The organism is Halobacillus sp. B23F22_5, assembly GCF_043497085.1.
Lineage (GTDB): Bacteria > Bacillota > Bacilli > Bacillales > Halobacillaceae > Thalassobacillus.
The window spans coordinates 76,424-93,123 of sequence record NZ_JBIEKI010000013.1; the positions used below are offsets into that span (position 1 = coordinate 76,424).

Annotated in this window: 17 protein-coding genes; 3 read left to right on the forward strand and 14 right to left on the reverse strand. The window is 45.6% G+C overall.

Annotated features, from left to right (window positions below; all coding sequences use genetic code 11):
* Positions 1–10: 10 nt before the first annotated feature.
* Together ACGTN9_RS15615 and ACGTN9_RS15620 are read left to right on the forward strand one after the other, a co-directional pair.
* Positions 11–1,393, forward strand: coding sequence for an ammonium transporter (locus tag ACGTN9_RS15615; protein WP_499594295.1), 1,383 nt, complete (start codon positions 11–13; stop codon positions 1,391–1,393).
* A gap of 364 nt (positions 1,394–1,757) precedes the next feature.
* Positions 1,758–1,856, forward strand: a complete 99-nt coding sequence (locus ACGTN9_RS15620; protein ID WP_143030722.1) for a putative holin-like toxin — start codon at positions 1,758–1,760, stop codon at positions 1,854–1,856.
* Between the two features lie 589 nt (positions 1,857–2,445).
* Here ACGTN9_RS15620 and ACGTN9_RS15625 read toward each other — a convergent pair.
* From ACGTN9_RS15625 to ACGTN9_RS15690, 14 genes are all read right to left on the reverse strand, one after another.
* Positions 2,446–2,577, reverse strand: coding sequence for a hypothetical protein (locus tag ACGTN9_RS15625; RefSeq protein WP_499594297.1), 132 nt, complete (start codon positions 2,575–2,577; stop codon positions 2,446–2,448).
* A gap of 58 nt (positions 2,578–2,635) precedes the next feature.
* A complete protein-coding gene (locus ACGTN9_RS15630) occupies positions 2,636–3,739 on the reverse strand; it encodes a homogentisate 1,2-dioxygenase (RefSeq protein WP_499594334.1) in 1,104 nt (367 codons plus the stop codon).
* Between the two features lie 66 nt (positions 3,740–3,805).
* Positions 3,806–4,723 carry a fumarylacetoacetate hydrolase family protein gene (locus tag ACGTN9_RS15635; protein WP_499594300.1) on the reverse strand — a complete coding sequence of 306 codons (918 nt, stop codon included), beginning with the start codon at positions 4,721–4,723 and terminating at the stop codon, positions 3,806–3,808.
* The gene (locus tag ACGTN9_RS15640; RefSeq protein ID WP_499594302.1) at positions 4,720–5,349 is read right to left on the reverse strand and encodes a flavin reductase family protein; all 630 of its coding nucleotides are present in this window, start codon (positions 5,347–5,349) and stop codon (positions 4,720–4,722) included. Before ACGTN9_RS15640 ends, ACGTN9_RS15635 begins: the two co-directional genes overlap by 4 nt.
* Before the next feature lie 90 nt (positions 5,350–5,439).
* Complete coding sequence (hppD, locus tag ACGTN9_RS15645) at positions 5,440–6,561, reverse strand: 4-hydroxyphenylpyruvate dioxygenase (RefSeq protein ID WP_499594304.1); 1,122 nt, start codon at positions 6,559–6,561, stop codon at positions 5,440–5,442.
* Between the two features lie 38 nt (positions 6,562–6,599).
* Positions 6,600–7,820, reverse strand: coding sequence for a dihydrolipoamide acetyltransferase family protein (locus ACGTN9_RS15650; protein WP_499594306.1), 1,221 nt, complete (start codon positions 7,818–7,820; stop codon positions 6,600–6,602).
* Positions 7,821–7,835: 15 nt separating this feature from the next.
* A complete protein-coding gene (locus tag ACGTN9_RS15655) occupies positions 7,836–8,834 on the reverse strand; it encodes an alpha-ketoacid dehydrogenase subunit beta (RefSeq protein ID WP_499594308.1) in 999 nt (332 codons plus the stop codon).
* A complete protein-coding gene (gene pdhA, locus ACGTN9_RS15660; RefSeq protein WP_499594310.1) occupies positions 8,816–9,901 on the reverse strand; it encodes a pyruvate dehydrogenase (acetyl-transferring) E1 component subunit alpha in 1,086 nt (361 codons plus the stop codon). The genes ACGTN9_RS15655 and pdhA overlap by 19 nt, the downstream gene beginning before the upstream one ends.
* A gap of 34 nt (positions 9,902–9,935) precedes the next feature.
* Positions 9,936–11,042, reverse strand: coding sequence for a Leu/Phe/Val dehydrogenase (locus ACGTN9_RS15665; protein WP_499594336.1), 1,107 nt, complete (start codon positions 11,040–11,042; stop codon positions 9,936–9,938).
* 67 nt (positions 11,043–11,109) lie between these two features.
* Positions 11,110–11,508 (reverse strand): thioesterase family protein, encoded by a 399-nt coding sequence (locus ACGTN9_RS15670; RefSeq protein WP_499594312.1) that lies wholly within the window; start codon positions 11,506–11,508, stop codon positions 11,110–11,112.
* Positions 11,509–11,614: 106 nt separating this feature from the next.
* Positions 11,615–12,409 (reverse strand): ABC transporter ATP-binding protein, encoded by a 795-nt coding sequence (locus ACGTN9_RS15675; RefSeq protein WP_499594314.1) that lies wholly within the window; start codon positions 12,407–12,409, stop codon positions 11,615–11,617.
* Complete coding sequence (locus tag ACGTN9_RS15680) at positions 12,393–13,409, reverse strand: ABC transporter permease (RefSeq protein WP_499594317.1); 1,017 nt, start codon at positions 13,407–13,409, stop codon at positions 12,393–12,395. The genes ACGTN9_RS15675 and ACGTN9_RS15680 overlap by 17 nt, the downstream gene beginning before the upstream one ends.
* Positions 13,410–13,428: 19 nt before the next feature.
* Positions 13,429–14,418, reverse strand: coding sequence for an ABC transporter substrate-binding protein (locus ACGTN9_RS15685; protein WP_499594319.1), 990 nt, complete (start codon positions 14,416–14,418; stop codon positions 13,429–13,431).
* A 344-nt stretch (positions 14,419–14,762) separates the two neighbouring features.
* On the reverse strand, positions 14,763–15,728 hold the full coding sequence (locus ACGTN9_RS15690; RefSeq protein ID WP_499594321.1) for an NAD(P)H-dependent flavin oxidoreductase: 966 nt from the start codon (positions 15,726–15,728) through the stop codon (positions 14,763–14,765).
* Between the two features lie 69 nt (positions 15,729–15,797).
* On the opposite strand from ACGTN9_RS15690, the gene ACGTN9_RS15695 reads away from it, so the two are divergent.
* Positions 15,798–16,310, forward strand: a complete 513-nt coding sequence (locus tag ACGTN9_RS15695; protein ID WP_499594323.1) for a gamma carbonic anhydrase family protein — start codon at positions 15,798–15,800, stop codon at positions 16,308–16,310.
* Positions 16,311–16,700 lie beyond the last annotated feature (390 nt).

Here is a 16,700-nt window from a genome sequence, read left to right on the forward strand (position 1 = left end):
AGATATAAAAATGAAGAAAAAAATCATGTCATTATCAGCTGGATTAATGGTGATTCCAACCTTTGCTTACGCTTCTCCCTCTGTTGAATCTGTGGTCAGTTCCGTAGATATGGTCTGGATGATGATCGCTGCGTTCCTCGTATTTTTCATGCATGCAGGATTTGCTATGGTAGAAACAGGATTCACCAGATCTAAAAACGCACTGAACATCTTAATGAAAAACCTCATGACTATGTCAATCGCTTCTGTCCTTTACTTCTTAGCAGGCTATGGATTCATGTTTGGTGATTCACTGGGCGGTTTCATAGGTTCCAACGGTTTCCTTTTAAACGGGCACAGTGATCAAATCGGTTTCTTCGTTTTCCAGGCTGTATTTGCAGCTACATGTGCCACCATTATCTCAGGTGCTGTCGCCGAACGGATGAAACTAGGCTCGTATCTGATGCTGACCGTATTTATGACAGGACTGATTTATCCAATTGTCGGTCATTGGGTTTGGGGAGGTGGCTGGCTGGCTGAACTCGGATTCGTCGACTTTGCCGGCTCGACTGTTGTCCACTTGACCGGAGCCCTGGGAGCAATCGTAACCGTCTTATTCCTGGGGCCACGCCTTGGTAAATATACAAACGGCAGAGTAAATGTCATCCCCGGACACAACATCCCACTAGGAGCACTTGGTGTCTTCATCCTATGGTTCGGCTGGTTCGGATTCAATGGTGGAAGTACACTGGCTGCAGATCCAGCCTTAATTCCAGCAGTAATTGCCACCACCTTGCTGTCTGCCTCCGGGGGAGTCATCGCTTCTGCCGCCTACTCCTACATTAAGTTTCAACAAATCGATGCTTCTCTGACACTTAATGGAGCACTTGCCGGTTTAGTTGGAATCACAGCAGGAACAGCCAACGTATCACCAATAGGAGCTGCTGTCATCGGGTTGATTGCCGGAATTATCTTAGTGGAAGCTGTCCAGCTGTTCGATCGCGTATTGAAGATCGACGACCCTGTCGGAGCTATCGCAGTGCACGGTGTTTGTGGAATTTGGGGAACACTTGCTGTCGGTATTTTCTCTGTAGAAGGAGGATTACTTTATGGAGATGGGGCAGCACTACTCGGCGTGCAAGCAATCGGGATAGCTGCCGTAATTGCATGGACAATGGCCGCTACCTCTGTAGCATTGGTAATTGTAACCAGATTCGGATCCATCCGCGTACCTCGTGAAGAAGAAGTCGCCGGGCTGGACTTCTCCGAACATGGGTCTTCCGCTTACGAGTCATCCCGGGGCATATTCAATGAAAACTACAGCCAGAATGTCGGAGCCGACTTCGGTGTAGGTCTCATCAAACGGCTGGACGATTTAAAATCCAGAAAACAAAAACCAAGACAGATTCACTAGTATTAGAAGAACTTGGCTTGCCAAGTTCTTCTGGCAAAAGCCTTAGTATTTTCTTATACTTTAACCCTTTAACAAAGTTAAACTTTCTTAAAGTGCTAAAAAGGAACACCGCCTCCGGCCAGTTGATCGAAGGCGGTGTTCCCTATGTCTATTAAACATCCACGAACACTCTTTCATAACTGATACCATATGAACTGTTCCCATGTTTAAAAGCATACTTTTATCCTATATCTTGCGTATTTCTCCCTAATTACAGAACGTTTGTTCCCCTTTTGTGAAAAATATGGTATCCTTGTAAATAGATATCGATCTTGTAGGGAGAGGTCGGCTAGCCCCATGTCCGAAGAAGAAGGGGGTGATGCCTATGATGGGTACGTATGAAGTCCTGATGGTGATGCTTGCGTTCGGCACCTTTATTCTTACGTTGCTCGCCCTGGTCATCAAACTGACCAATAAAAAATAGACCTCCCTATTAACCCTGGACAAGTTGATTGGGAGAGGTCTATTCCTGACGGCCGATCCCCTGGGGGAATCGATATCCATATGACCGCAGTTGGCGCTGCGGTCTTCTTAACTTATGTCTGTATCACCTTAATGATACCACAAAATCTCAAAAATAGTATAATGAATCCCATTTTATTAGTGAAAATTTTAACAAAAGACTTACATAAGAGTCTTATTAAACAATAGGGCCGAAAAGTCGAAGACTTTATTTTGAGATAATAGTGGAGTTTAGGGGCTCCGGGAAACGGTTCGCTTTCCGTGGGCGTGTGCTGAGTCTCCTCAGGCTTCGCCTTGCGGGGCCTCACCTATCACTCAGCTCCCACAGGAGTCTCACCGTTTCCCTACGCCCCTTGTCATTGGAAGTTCTCGAAATCTCATTTGTGGAAAATCATTCCACGATTATAGAAAAAAGGTTTTGGCACCTTATATCCTTTGTAAATGCGTCAATGAAGGTTTTAGCTACATTCTTTTTTCTTTTTGAAGGGGCCGTTTATTATAAAGCTGGTTGGATGGGAAGGAAAACGCCGAGACTCCCGCGGGAGAAGGGGCTAGGCGAGATCCCGCAGGGCTTTAGCCCGAGGAAGCTTGCCAGGTCCCCCCGCAGGAAAGCGATTCGTTTCCCGGACCATCCCATTCTTCTCATGGTAACGGCCCCAACTTTCTCGAAACTGAGTCTTCATTTAAAGGGAGCTTATCTGAAAAAAGAAGCTGCAAATCGCAGCTTCCTTCATAAGTTTCTTACTCTACCCATGTGTACATATAATTAGTGTCTTCATAATCCTTTGCTTTTTTGACGATTTTGAGCGGCCGGAAAGTATCGACCATGACTGCAAGCTCCAGTGTTTCTTTTTTACCGATGCTTGCTTCCGTTGTACCAGGATGCGGTCCATGAGGAATTCCGCTAGGGTGCAGGGTAATCGAACGCTCATTAATCCCTTTCCTGCTCATGAAGTTCCCTTCGACATAATAAAGCACTTCGTCACTATTCACGTTACTATGATAGTACGGTGCTGGAATCGACTCCGGATGGTAGTCGAAAAGCCGTGGAACAAACGAACAAACGACAAAGTTATGCCCCTCAAATGTCTGGTGTACTGGAGGCGGCTGATGGATTCGTCCCGTAATTGGTTCGAAGTCTTCTACATTGAACACCCATGGATATAAATAACCGTCCCACCCGACGACATCCAGAGGATGGTGGTTGAAGATATGTTTATGTACATACCCGCGGGATTTAGTAAGTACTTCAAATTCTCCTTTTTCATCATAGGATTCTAACTTTTCCGGTCCACGGATGTCCCGCTCACAAAATGGACTATGTTCCAATAACTGACCATAATCATTCCGGTAGCGCCTCGGTGTAGTAATCTGGCTGAATGATTCTACAAAGAAGATAAGATTCTCATCCTCAGGGACCAGTCGATAAATGGTTCCAATCGGAATAACAATATAATCACCTTTGCGGTAAGTAATCGTACCGAACATACTTTCAATTCTTCCTGATCCAGTATGGATAAACAACATTTCATCGCCATCCCCATTGCGATAAAAAGCGTCCATCGGTTCGGTCACTTTCATGGTTCCCATTAATAAATCTTCATTTCCCAGCGTATAACTGCGGGCCTCCAAAGCATTTCCGCCTCTATCAGCTTCCGGCGTCAAGAAATGGCGGTGCCTCAGAGCATCCTGTTCTTCGTATTCAGGCAGGTAATTATACAATCGCTCCGCTTTCGTTACCTCGGTCGGCATGTGATGATGGTAAAGAATGGACTGCGTCCCTGAAAAACCTTTCGTCCCCATCACTTGCTCGCGATATAGCGTTCCATCTTCTTTTTTGAACATCGTATGTCGCTTATGGGGAATCTCCCCTAAACTGCGATAAAACACCCTGTCCCCTCCTTCAATTGCTTAGATTATTTTATTTGTCAGTTTGCCCAATCCTGTAATTTCAAGGGAAACTTCATCCCCCGGTTCCAGCCACCGATGGACATCGGTTCCCAACTCTAAGATGCAGCCGGTCCCCACCGTACCCGAACCGATTACTTCTCCGGGGAAGAGCGTGACATCTGCCGAAGCACGCTCGATCATCTCACCAAATGTATAATGAATTGTCTCAAAGTTTCCCTCCGAAAGAACCTCTCCATTTACTACCGCTTTCATTTTCAGGTCATAGCGCCCACCTTTTTGAAAAGCAGCCAGCTCATCTTTCGTGACCAGCCAAGGTCCAATCGAGGTAGCAAAATCTTTTCCCTTGGCAGGTCCAAGCCCCACCTTCATTTCCTTCCGCTGCAGGTCCCGGGCACTCCAGTCGTTCATGATACAATAGCCGAATATGTAATCATCTGCCTCTTGAGCAGCTATATTCCGGCCTTGTTTCCCGATGACACAGGCGATTTCCAATTCATAATCCAGCCATTCACAGCTTTCAGGCCTTGCAACTTCTTCATCCGGGCCTTTGATTGCAAGGTGATTTGAAAAATAAAAGACAGGAATCTCATACCATTCCGGCACGACCTCCAATCCACGCTTACCCCGCGCTGTCTTCACGTGTTCTTCAAAAGCATAGAAATCACGGACACTGACAGGCCGGGGCAATGGCGCCAGCAACTCTACATCATCCAAATGATAGACTCCTTTATCACCGGCTTGCACTGTATTCGCCAATGTATGGACTAGTTCATGATACTCTTTTTCATTTTCAATCAATGTCACTAATTGATCTGGTAATTCTCCATCAGAAACCTCGTGCATATCCACTGCTATCTCTGTATCAGTCCAGCCTGCAGCTATATCCCCTCGTTTGTTGCGGAACGTGATATATTTCATTTCAATCCCTCAGAGCTTTTCTTTCGTTCTAACGTAAATGTTTCGGCAATTGCTTTTGTATAATTCTGTCCTGCCAGCCGTCCAATCGGATTCAATTTTTCTGTATCGATTCGCCCGTTTTCGTATAAATCATCGTTGACTTGAACTACCTTTACCTTTCCAATCACCAGGCTGCCGGCTCCGGGCTCATTTCCGAAATGGAGCAGCTCATGGAGCTCGCATTCCAAATGTACCCTGCTTTCTTTCACACGAGGCGGCTTTACGGAGGCACTCGCTACTTTCGTTAAAAGGGCAGCCTCGAATTCATCGGTACCATACTGGTATTCGATCGCGGTATTATTCATTTGTTCCACGAAATCTTCACTGACAACGTTAATAACAAACTCTTTCGTCGCTTCAATGTTTCGTAAAGTATCCTTCTTTTCCCCATCTGTACCTCGCAGCATCGGTGCAAAGCACACCAGCATCGGATCGGCACAGATCCCGGTAAAAAAGCTGAACGGAGCCAGATTCGCATTTCCTTGTTCATCGACTGTAGAAACGAAAGCAATCGGCCTCGGCAGTACGGAGCCGATCAAAAGTTTATAAGCGTCTTTCCAGGCTAGACTATCCGGTTTAATTTCCATACTCCATCCCCACACTTTCCTATAAATCTATTTCTAGTAGAAAAAAGGGAGAATACTATACTATTCTCCCTTCCTTTTATTGGTCCGGCCTTATAGATTACCTCTTCGCTCTTGTTCACGTTCGATGGACTGGAACAAGGCTTTGAAGTTTCCTTCTCCAAAACCGCGAGCCCCTTTACGCTGGATGATTTCGATGAACATCGTAGGACGGTCGACGATCGGTTTTGTGAAAATCTGTAATAGATACCCTTCGTCATCACGGTCTACCAAAATCTTTAACTCTCTCAATTTATCGATTTCTTCATCAATTTCTCCGACACGATCGGTGAGCTCATCGTAGTAAACGTCTGGCGTATTGAGGAATTCCACACCATTTTCACGCAGCTTGGTTACCGTGTCGACGATATCCCCAGTTATTAAGGCGATGTGCTGGACACCAGGGCCGTTATAGAAATCAAGGTACTCTTCAATTTGGGACTTCTTTTTGCCTTCAGCTGGTTCGTTGATCGGGAATTTGATCCGTCCGCCGTTATGCATCACTTTTGACATCAGCGCGGAATACTCGGTAGTAATATCTTCATCGGAGAAGTGGCGCATTTCCTTGAAGCCCATGACTTTTTCATAATAAGACACCCATTCTTCCATACGCTCTACATTTCCTACCACATGATCGATGGCGGCAATGCCAGTGGATTGATGCGGGATTTCGAAATCAGCAGGAAGGAATCCAGGCATGAACACCCCTTTATAGTCTTTACGTTCTACCAGCGTGTGAATGGTATCGCCATACGTGCCAATCACGGCTTTTTTCACTGGTCCGTACTCATCATCGATCGTGAATGGTGGTGTGATTTCAATGGCACCACGGGATACCGCTTCTTTATAAGCCTTATCGACGTCGTCTACCGTAAGCGCGACATCTTTCACTCCATCGCCATGCTTTTTCGTAAATTCAGCAACTCTGCTGCTTTCTGTCAATGTGCCCGTCACAACTATTCTGACCTTGCGCTGTTGCAGTACATAGGAAACCGTTTCACGATTCCCTGTTTCCAACCCGGAATAAGCGACCGGTTCAAAACCAAATGCCGTACAGAAGAAGTGGGCTGCCTGCTTGGCGTTTCCAGTATAATATTCCAGATAATCTACTTCTTTGACTGGGAAAAAGTCCTCAGCTGCTTCTGGCGCCTGCTTTTTCGTTACTTGTTCTTTCATTCGTAATCCCTCCAAAAATCAATTAATAAAAATTCTTATCATTTTAAGTCAATGAATAGTAAATAAGGGCGTTCAATTAAGGCCTGCACCCGGTTGGTAAACGCGACAGCCGTACCACCGTCTGCCACTCGATGATCGAACACCATCGAAATATTCATCATGGAACGGATTGCTATTTCGTCTTCGTTAACCACCATCGGACGCTTTTTTGTTTTATGAAAAGCCATCAGTCCGACTTCTGGATAATTGATGATCGGGGTAGCCCCGATACTGCCTCCCAGTGGTCCAACATTGCTGATGGTAAATGTACTTCCTGTCATTTCCTCTCGCTTTAGTCGATTCTCAACAGCTTTTTGTATCAGTTCTTTCATCTCTTCATGGATAGTCTGCAACGACTTTTTCTCTACATTTTTAAGTACGGGAACAATCAGCCCTTCTGCTGTATCCGTTGCAATTCCGATATGATGTCCCTTTACCAGCTGGATGGCTTCGTTTTCTTCATCGAGTCTGGCATTGAAAACCGGAAACTCCTGAAGCGCCACAGATACTGCTTTGATAAAAAAAGCTGTCGCGGAAATAGCCAAGTCTTCCTGCTTCAGTTCTTGCCTGATATCAAGTAATTCAGTAACATCTATTTCTTCGAAGTGGGTGCAATGAGGAATAGTGAAAAGGGACTGCGTCATTTTATTGGCAATTTGCTTCCTTCTTCCCCGGAATGGAATCAACTCCGACTCATCCACTGATTCCTCACTTACCCTTTGTTCTTTATCCTGATGGGAATTCTCAGGTTCCGGCACAGCAGCGAAGCGTTTGACATCATCTACGGTAATCCTCCCCCTGACACCTGTCCCTTCCACCTGTTCAATATCAACATCAAGCTCACGAGCCACCTTCCTCGTGTACGGTGCAGCCTTGACGCGCCGGTCCGGAGTGGTAACTTCAAAGCTTTGCACAAACGGCGTTTCCTCTTTCACCGGTTCTTTCTCTAATTCCATCGTGGCGGCGGTTTCCCGTTCCGCTTCACCGGCTGCCTCGAGCACTACCACCGTAGTCCCAATGGAAATGGTCTTTCCTTCTTCCACTAACAGTTCCTTTACGACCCCTTGCTGCGGGGACGGAATTTCCGCTGTCATTTTATCCGTAGACACTTCTACCACCGGTTGATCGACAACCACCTCGTCACCAGGCTTCACAAGAAAATGTGTAACCTCCGCTTCGGTCATCCCTTCCCCGATATCATGAAGCTTTATTTCAACCATCGTCATCCTCCCCCGTTAAAACTTGATCACCTTTTCAATCGCATATTTCACCCTTGCAGGTGTCGGCAGATATTCATCTTCGAAGCTGAAAAATGGAACCGGGGAATCAAAACCTGTTACCCGTTCGACTGGAGCCTTTTGATAAAGGAAAGATGTATCATTGACGATGGCCAGCACATCATTCCCCACTCCTCCTGTCCCGTGGGCTTCATGTACAATGACTGTCCGCCCGGTTTTTTGGACAGATTCGGCAATGGTATCCCTGTCGATCGGATACAGCGTTCGGAGATCGATAAGTTCACAGGAAACACCTTTCGCTTCCATTTCTTTTACTGCCTGAGCGGCGACAGGAACCATTGCTCCCCAGGTGATGACAGTTACGTCCTCCCCTTCCTGCACCTTTTTTGCTTTTCCGATTTCAACCGTATATTTTCCTTCCGCTACCTCTTCCCTCGCAGAACGATAGCAGCGCATCGGTTCCAAATATAAAACAGGATCAGGGTCTTCGATAGCTGCAATCAAAAGGCCTTTTGCATCCGAAGGCGAAGCAGGACAGACGACTTTCAAGCCCGGCATATGCGTAAAAATCGCTTCCGTACTGTCGGAATGGATTTCAGGAGCCCTGACTCCCGCCCCATAAGGTGCACGGATCACCATCGGTACGGTGTAATATCCCATCGTTCTGGAGCGCAGCCGTGAGGCATGGGTCATAATCTGTTCATAGGCAGGATAAATAAAGCCGAGAAATTGAATTTCGGCTACAGGTCGAAGTCCGTTGACCGCCATCCCAATCGCCGCGCCGATGAAGCCCGCTTCACTTAGCGGGGTATCCATAACACGATCTTCACCGAATTCTTCCTGGAGGTGATCGGTCGCCCGGAATACACCGCCGTTTTTCCCGACATCTTCTCCAAGCACCAGAACGCGGTCATCTTCTTCCAGCATCGTGCGCATACCATCTGTAATTGCCTGGACGAGGGTCATCGTTTTCTTCTTTACTGCTGTTGATTCCATACAGGAACCCCCTTTTTCGCTTGGAAGTATTGCTGCTTTTGCTCCTGTAGCTGCCAGGTAGGTTCCGCAAACACATGATCAAAGATGTCGTTAGGATCAGCAGGTGGAAAACTTTCCATCTCAGCAACTGCAGCATCTACCTCATGAACCGCTTGTTTCTTTACTTTTTCTGCCCACTGTTCATCAAACCAACCTTGATTTTTCAGCAGCCGTTCCACCCGTAACACAGGATCTGCCTCTTCCCTTCTTCGTTCACTTTCCATTTGGTTCCTGTACTTAGTCGGGTCATCCGCGGTTGTATGCGCCCCATAGCGCCAAGTCACCGCTTCGATCAACGTCGGCCCTTCCCCGTTGCGCGCACGGTCAAGCGCCTTCAGTGTTTCAGCGTAAACAGCAAAAACATCGTTGCCATCCACCCGTACCCCGGGCATATCATAGGCCAGGGCTTTTTGGGCGATCGTTTTTGTATTCATTTGTTTTTCCATCGGCACAGAAATCGCATAGCCGTTATTCTGATTGAAAAATACAACTGGCGCGTCAAACACACTCGCCATATTTAAACCTTCATGAAAATCTCCTTCTGAGGTTGCTCCGTCACCAAAGTAAACGATGGCAGCGTTCTTGGACCCTTTTCGTTTTTCTGCGAAAGCTGCCCCCACCGCATGCGGTAACTGGGTAGCAATCGGAATTCCAGGGGGGAAAATATTCTTCCCTTCAGGCGGGATGCACCCTTCGTTTCTTCCATTCCAAAACAATAAGATGTTTTTCAAGGAATGTCCGAAAGTCATCGTTGCCCCATGATCCCGATAAGACGGGAACATCCAGTCATTCGCCTCCAGAGCCATCGCACTCCCGACCTGGCTTGCTTCCTGGCCTTCAAACGGAGCGTAAGTACCGATTCTCCCCTGGCGTTGCAGACTTATCCCTTTCCTGTCAAACGTACGAATGCGAATCAGCTGTTGGTAGAATGTTCTAGCCCGCTTCTCCGTCACCACTTCTTGGTATTCTTTTTCCTGGACGTTTCCATTTTCATCTATCCACATTTTTATAGGAAAGTCATTTTCCATCGAATCACCCTTTTTTAAGGCATTAACTACTTGGTTAATTTCGCACAGCCCATTTCGGCCGCTTCATATGACTGAAGAAGCTATTACGCTGGGCACGGGATTCAATCCGTCTTTCACATAACAGATTAGAAGCTTCCACTGTACAGATACCGCTATCCATCGACTCCTGAAAAACATCCAATAATGATGTATAGATAGCTTTCGTTTTTCTCAAGACCCTTGCTTTGTTCGGTTCATACAATTCATCTGCGACCTGGATCAACCCGCCCGCATTGACGATGTAATCAGGTGCGTAAAGGATGCCCTTTTCCTGCAATACCTTCCCATGATGGATATCCAACAGCTGGTTATTCGCTGATCCTGCCACCGCTCTTACCTTCAGTTGCTCGATTGTTTCATCATTGATGACCCCGCCAAATGCACACGGTACGAAAACATCAGCTTCCACATGATAAATCTCTTTATCATTGACTACTTTTACAAAACCGTTATATTCTTTCGCCTTTGATAAAACCTCATCGATGGCTGTCTGGTTGATATCCGTCACATACAGATTGGCTCCTTCCTGAAGAAGGTGCTCAGCAACTTTAGCTCCAACTTTTCCCAGACCCTGGATGGCATAGGTTTTATCTCCCAGCTCTTTGCTTCCCCATACCGCCTGGTTCGTGGCTTTTATGCCATAAATGACACCTAGAGCAGTAGGCACCGATGAATCGCCACTGCCTCCATATTCTTCTTCCACACCTACAATGCAGTTCGTTTCTTTTAATGCATGCACAAAATCTCCCGGCGTGGTACCCATGTCTGTCCCTGTGTAGAAACGCCCATTCAATGACTCGACAAACTGCCCGAACGCGCGGAACAATTCAGGATTTTTATCTTTTGCCGGATCACCGATGATAACGGCTTTCCCACCGCCAAAATCGACATCGGCCGCAGCACATTTGTAGGTCATCCCTTTGGACAGACGCAGAACATCTTCCAAGGCTGCATCGACACTTTCGTAAGGCTGCATCCTGCATCCGCCAAGAGCAGGACCGAGGGTTGTGTTATGAATCGCGATAATTGCTTTTAACCCTGTCGCTTGATCGTTACAAAACAATACTTGCTGATGCTCACTAATACGTTCAAACATATCCATATTCATTATGAGTCCCCCTTTTGCAATACTTTCCCAGTAAGCGCTTTCATTTAAGTTAAAAAATTATTTATGTTTTATTCTCCACCCTCAGCATTTCTCTAATTTTTACTTTAGGTAGAATGACTTGCTTTACTTCTCCTGTGCCAATGATATTTCCATCACTTTCTGCCACCACTTCCGTGACCACTATATTTCGCTTTATTGCTGTCACCGTGGCGGTTATATCAATGGTGACCCCCTCTGGAGCAGGACTGACATGTTTGACCGAGACAGCACCACCCATCCCTTCTTCACTATCTTCCAGGTAAGGCAATATAATCTTCCTGGAAGCCCACTCCATATAATAGACAAGTGATACCGTGGAAAAAGTCGGGTGGACGACCTCACCTCCAAATTGGGCGAACATTTCACTCGTCACTTCCGTTTGGACGGCGGCTGATTGCCCTTCCCGCATGCCTGCCTTCATCATGCTCCCCCCCTTATCCTTAATTTCTACCAAACTACTCTCTATGTATCCTGGCCAAAAAAATACCAGCTCCGGTTATTTTTTTGACAGGGATAATCGCCTGAGATCAACTAAGCAATGCACGGTCGTTAGCCATCTGTTCGCCTCGTATCCGCTGGAACTCGGCCATCAATTTGTCTACAGTAAGGTGCTTCTTCTCCTGCTCGTCAACTTTCAAAATGATTTGCCCTTTATCCATCATGATCAAACGGTTGCCCAAATCCAAAGCTTGCTGCATATTGTGGGTCACCATCAAAGTAGTCAGGTTATATTTGCCTACGATTTCTTTGGTCAGGTTGGTGATCAATTCTGCTCGTGATGGGTCAAGGGCAGCTGTATGCTCATCCAATAACAGAATTGCCGGTTCTGTAAATGTCGCCATCAATAATGACAAGGCCTGCCTCTCCCCACCGGAAAGCAGCCCTACTTTTACATTCAGTCTGTCTTCCAGCCCCAAATGGAGCGTCTCCAACACTTCCTTGAAGTAAGCCCTGCGACTTTTAGTCACTCCTTTTCGAAATGTCCTTCTTTTATTTCTGGAATAAGCCATCGCTAAATTTTCCTCGATTGTCATTGCAGGCGCGGTTCCCGCCATCGGATCCTGGAATACTCGCCCAATCAGCTTGGAACGCTTATACTCAGGAACAAGGCTGACATCTTTCCCGTCAATGCGCACCATCCCTGTATCTGGAAGCAGCACACCTGAAATGATATTCATCAGCGTGGACTTGCCTGCACCGTTACTCCCGATGACCGTCACAAAATCCCCGGAATTCATGGAAAGGTCAACATCGTCCAGCGCTATTTTTTCGTCCGGTGTGTTTTCATTGAATACCTTGTGGATCCTATTTAGCTGCAGCACGTTGCTCTCCCCCGCTTTCCATTGGTATATCCATCATAATTTCTTTATGCTTCTGTTTCTTACGTTTCTTTTCACGCTGGCTTTCAATCATTTTCGGTAAGGTCAAAGCTAAAATAACTATGGTAGCTGTAATCAACTTCATATCTCCTGTTTCCAGGAATTCAACACGGAGTGCCAAACTGACAACGATCCGGTAAATGATTGCTCCTCCAACCACAGCAAGCGTAGTTCTTGCGATTGTTTTTGTACCGAAAAGTGCTTCTCCTATAATGACGGAGGCAAGCCCAATGATGATCATGCCGATACCCATACCGACATCGGCGAAGGAACCGTACTGTGCAATCAACGCTCCTGAAAAAGCGACCATGGCATTTGATAATCCAAGTCCTAAGATGACAAGCATATTGGTATTGGCAGAAAAGCTGCGGATCATCCGTTTGTTGTCTCCCGTTGCCCGTACAGCCAGCCCGATTTCTGTTTTCAAAAAGCGGTCGGTTGTAAACTTGATCAATAAGGTAACGATAATCATGAAAAACAATATTCCCCAGGTAGAAGGCAAGCTGCCACCTAAACCTATCAATTCCAAACCTTTATTCAGCATTGGATCGATGCCAAGTTTTTCCCAGAACGAAGAGACAGTAGTAAAAGCTGTCTCTTCATTGAGTAAAGGTATATTCGACCTTCCCATTATTCTGAGATTAATAGAATAAAGCGCAATCATCATCAGTATCCCGGATAATAACGCGTTTATTTTTCCAATCGTATGAAGCATGCCGGTAATACAGCCTGCCAGAAAACCGATAACTAAGGCAATGACGGTGGCAAAAAATGGGTTGGCGCCATTCACGATCATAACGGCTGCTACTGCAGCACCTGTAACAAAGCTGCCATCAACAGTCAGATCGGGGAAATCCAGGATACGGAATGATAAGTAGACTCCTAAAGCCATGATTGCATAGATGATGCCTGATTCTAGTGAACCAAAGATTGCCGTAAACAAGTTGAATCATCCTTTCCACTTATTCTCCCTCGTAGAATTCAGCGATTTCGCCCCATTCCTCCTTGATTTCCAGACCTTGAGCTTCCGCTGCTTCTTTATTTATAACCAACTTCAAGTTCTTAGGGTAAGAGACTGGAATATCGGAAGGTTCTTTGTCTCCTGCCAGGACTTGTGCAGCCATTTCACCAGTTTCATAGCCAAGATCTTTATAGCTGAATCCACTACCGGCTACCGCGCCAGCTTTGACAGAATCCAACTCACCCGCGAACATTGGGATGTCTTCTTTTTGGGCGACATCTATGACGGATTCCAAAGCAGAGACAACCGTATTATCAGTAGGGATATAGATAGCATCGGCACGTCCTACCAGTGATTCTGCCGCTTGTTTCACTTCAGCAGAAGTTGAAATAGATGCTTCTACCAATTCAACTTCTGTATCTTTTAAGACATCTTTGATGACATCAACTTGTACAGTGGAGTTTTGTTCACCAGAATTGTAAATAACACCGATTTTTTTAGGTTTCAACTCATCAACGATAAAATTAATAGTTTGAGGGATAGCATCTGGATGTGTGTCAGAGGTTCCCGTAATGTTATCACCTGGTTCATCGAAAGACGCAACTAGATTTGCGCCGACCGGATCGGTTACCGAGGTAAAAATAATCGGGATATCTTTGGTTGCATTCAGCGCACTTTGAGCACTTGGAGTAGCGTTAGCAAAAATCAAGTTAACTTTGTCCCCGACAAAGTTGTTAGCAATCGACTGGGCATTGTTCATATCACCCTGGGCGATTTGAACGTCGTATGTAACATTTTCTCCTTCGACATACCCATTCTCAGCTAAGGCTTCTTTGAATCCTTCAAAAGCTGCATCCAATGATGGATGTTCCACAATCTGAGTAACACCGATGGTCACTTTCTCATCACCTGAAGCATCGCTATTACATCCGACAAGTAAAACCATACTCGCCAACAGCAGTATCACTACACCAGCTAATCTTTTTTTCATCTTGGTCCCCCTTAAAATTTTTTATCATAACAGGAACACTTCCCGGCATCCGCCTCATAAGTATTCCTATCATTAACAGTTCAAATTAATATGATAAACAACATGCATAACGTGTTATTACCGTTATATTATCATCAGCATCAGGTTACGTCAATTTGTTTTCAGAATATTTACTATTGTTTTATTATTATTAATTCGACTGAAATCCTCATTCTCCTGCATGATTAGCGGAGATAAGAATCTTTGTAAAAACTTAGAAATACTTGGCTTGTCGTCAGATATTAATGGCGTCTTATGCTAACTTTCTTAAAATAAAAAAATCCTGCAGCTACATTAGCTGCAGGTCATTTTACATACGTGGAAAGAAAATTTTTATGTAATTGGTCTATCCTTGCATAAGCGACGTCCATCATGGACTCGATAAGCTCAGCAACAGTCGGGACATCAGAAACTAAACCGGATACCTGTCCGCCATTGATAAACCCTTCTTCCAGTCGGCCTTCCAGTGCACCAATTTTGTGATGGTCTTCTGAGGTCATTTCATTGAATTGTTCTAATGGGACGCCATCTTTTTCATAATCAAGCAGCTTCTGGCTATACGGAGTATTCATCACTCTACGCACGCGTCCGACCGAGCGGCCGACAATAATTGTATCATTTTCATGAGCTTCTATCAGTGTGCGTTTATATGCTTCATGAAATGGTGCTTCCTGCGTAGCAATCAGGCGTGTACCCATCTGTACACCGCTGGCACCTAAAGTAAGAACTGCGGCTAACCCTCTTCCATCCCCGATACCGCCAGCGGCGAGTACAGGCAGATCGACTGCATCAACAATCTGAGGGATTAATGTCAACGTAGTCAACTCAAGGTTTGAGTTGATCCCAGCCGCCTCATAACCCTCTGCGACAATGACATCCGCCCCTGCCTGTTCGGCCTTGACCGCTTGCTTGACCGAAGCAGTGACGGTAATGATCTTCTTGCCATGCTCCTTCAAGCGGGGGATAAGGGGCGCCGGGTTACCCGCGGATAAAGACACCACAGGCACATCATGTTTGATGATCAGTTCCATTATTTCTTGTAAATAAGGGGTAACCTTAATCGCAACGTTGACAGCAAACGGGCGATCGGTTCTTTCCTTTGTTTCCATGATAATTGGTTCTAATTCTTCCGGTGTCATTGTTCCTGCACCAATCGTACCTAAACCTCCAGCTTCCGAAACAGCGGCAGCAAGTGGGGCGTTGCTGATATTGCCCATCCCCCCTTGAATGATTGGATAGCGGATATTCAATACATCACAAACATGCTTCATAATTTTCCTCCTTCGTATAAATAATGTTATAATATTTTTAATCTTTACACAACGATAAGGAGGAAAAGGATGATTCATAATTACGGAGGAAAAAAGCCCGAAGTAGACACTTCGGTATTCATCGCGCCCGGAGCCCATGTGATCGGAGATGTATCCATAGGTAAAGAGTCAAGCATCTGGTTCAATGCCGTATTACGAGGGGATGAAGCGCCGATAAAAATAGGGGAAAGATGCAGCATTCAAGACAATACAACCTGTCATTTATATGAAGAATCTCCGCTTATTGTGAAGGATGAAGTGACCGTTGGCCATAACGTCATCCTGCATGGATGTACGGTGGAAAACCGATGTATCATCGGCATGGGATCTACGATTCTGGACGGTGCAGTCATTGGAGAAGAATCGATTATCGGTGCCAACACACTGATTCCACCCGGAAAACAAATACCGCCAAGATCCCTGGTTGTCGGGTCCCCTGGTAAGGTAGTCCGCGAATTGAATGAAAAGGATTTTGAGCTGATTCAGTTGTCGATCGATACATATGTTCATAAAGGAAAAGAATACAAAGAACAAATCGAGTAAATAAACTGCTATTTCACTATGGGCCCAATTGTTGAAGACTCAGTTTCAAGGGAAAAGGGGTTCTTTACTAAAAAATGAGTCAGGGGTGGCTTGGAAACTACTCCATCCGAAGGATGAGAGAAACGAACCCCTGCCATAGAAGAAGGTGTCTTCCGCAAATACATGGAACTATAATGCAGGTTATAAGCGCACTTTATTATCAGTAGCTCTTCTGATGGTTGAAGGATCTCATACCAATGTTTCCGTTTTCCTTATCAATGTAAGGAGGTCCGGGAAATTGCGCATAGCCGTCAAGCTAAGCTCTAAAATTTTTGTATCTCCCCTTATATACGTTATCCTTCCTTCAAGAATTTTCTAAGGAAGGATGATTTTATGAAACTAATGAAACAC

Excerpts from the sequence above, each read along its gene's own strand:
- ACGTN9_RS15640 (WP_499594302.1), bottom strand. The coding sequence starts at position 5,349 with ATGGAAATTAAACCGGATAGTCTAGCCTGGAAAGACGCTTATAAACTT.
- hppD (WP_499594304.1), bottom strand. The coding sequence starts at position 6,561 with ATGAAAGAACAAGTAACGAAAAAGCAGGCGCCAGAAGCAGCTGAGGAC.
- ACGTN9_RS15665 (WP_499594336.1), bottom strand. The coding sequence starts at position 11,042 with ATGGATATGTTTGAACGTATTAGTGAGCATCAGCAAGTATTGTTTTGT.
- ACGTN9_RS15625 (WP_499594297.1), bottom strand. The coding sequence starts at position 2,577 with ATGAAGACTCAGTTTCGAGAAAGTTGGGGCCGTTACCATGAGAAGAAT.
- ACGTN9_RS15685 (WP_499594319.1), bottom strand. The coding sequence starts at position 14,418 with ATGAAAAAAAGATTAGCTGGTGTAGTGATACTGCTGTTGGCGAGTATG.
- ACGTN9_RS15670 (WP_499594312.1), bottom strand. The coding sequence starts at position 11,508 with ATGAAGGCAGGCATGCGGGAAGGGCAATCAGCCGCCGTCCAAACGGAA.
- ACGTN9_RS15615 (WP_499594295.1), top strand. The coding sequence starts at position 11 with ATGAAGAAAAAAATCATGTCATTATCAGCTGGATTAATGGTGATTCCA.
- ACGTN9_RS15620 (WP_143030722.1), top strand. The coding sequence starts at position 1,758 with ATGATGGGTACGTATGAAGTCCTGATGGTGATGCTTGCGTTCGGCACC.
- ACGTN9_RS15655 (WP_499594308.1), bottom strand. The coding sequence starts at position 8,834 with ATGGAATCAACAGCAGTAAAGAAGAAAACGATGACCCTCGTCCAGGCA.
- pdhA (WP_499594310.1), bottom strand. The coding sequence starts at position 9,901 with ATGGAAAATGACTTTCCTATAAAAATGTGGATAGATGAAAATGGAAAC.
- ACGTN9_RS15695 (WP_499594323.1), top strand. The coding sequence starts at position 15,798 with ATGATTCATAATTACGGAGGAAAAAAGCCCGAAGTAGACACTTCGGTA.
- ACGTN9_RS15630 (WP_499594334.1), bottom strand. The coding sequence starts at position 3,739 with ATGTTCAAAAAAGAAGATGGAACGCTATATCGCGAGCAAGTGATGGGG.
- ACGTN9_RS15650 (WP_499594306.1), bottom strand. The coding sequence starts at position 7,820 with ATGGTTGAAATAAAGCTTCATGATATCGGGGAAGGGATGACCGAAGCG.
- ACGTN9_RS15635 (WP_499594300.1), bottom strand. The coding sequence starts at position 4,723 with ATGAAATATATCACGTTCCGCAACAAACGAGGGGATATAGCTGCAGGC.
- ACGTN9_RS15690 (WP_499594321.1), bottom strand. The coding sequence starts at position 15,728 with ATGAAGCATGTTTGTGATGTATTGAATATCCGCTATCCAATCATTCAA.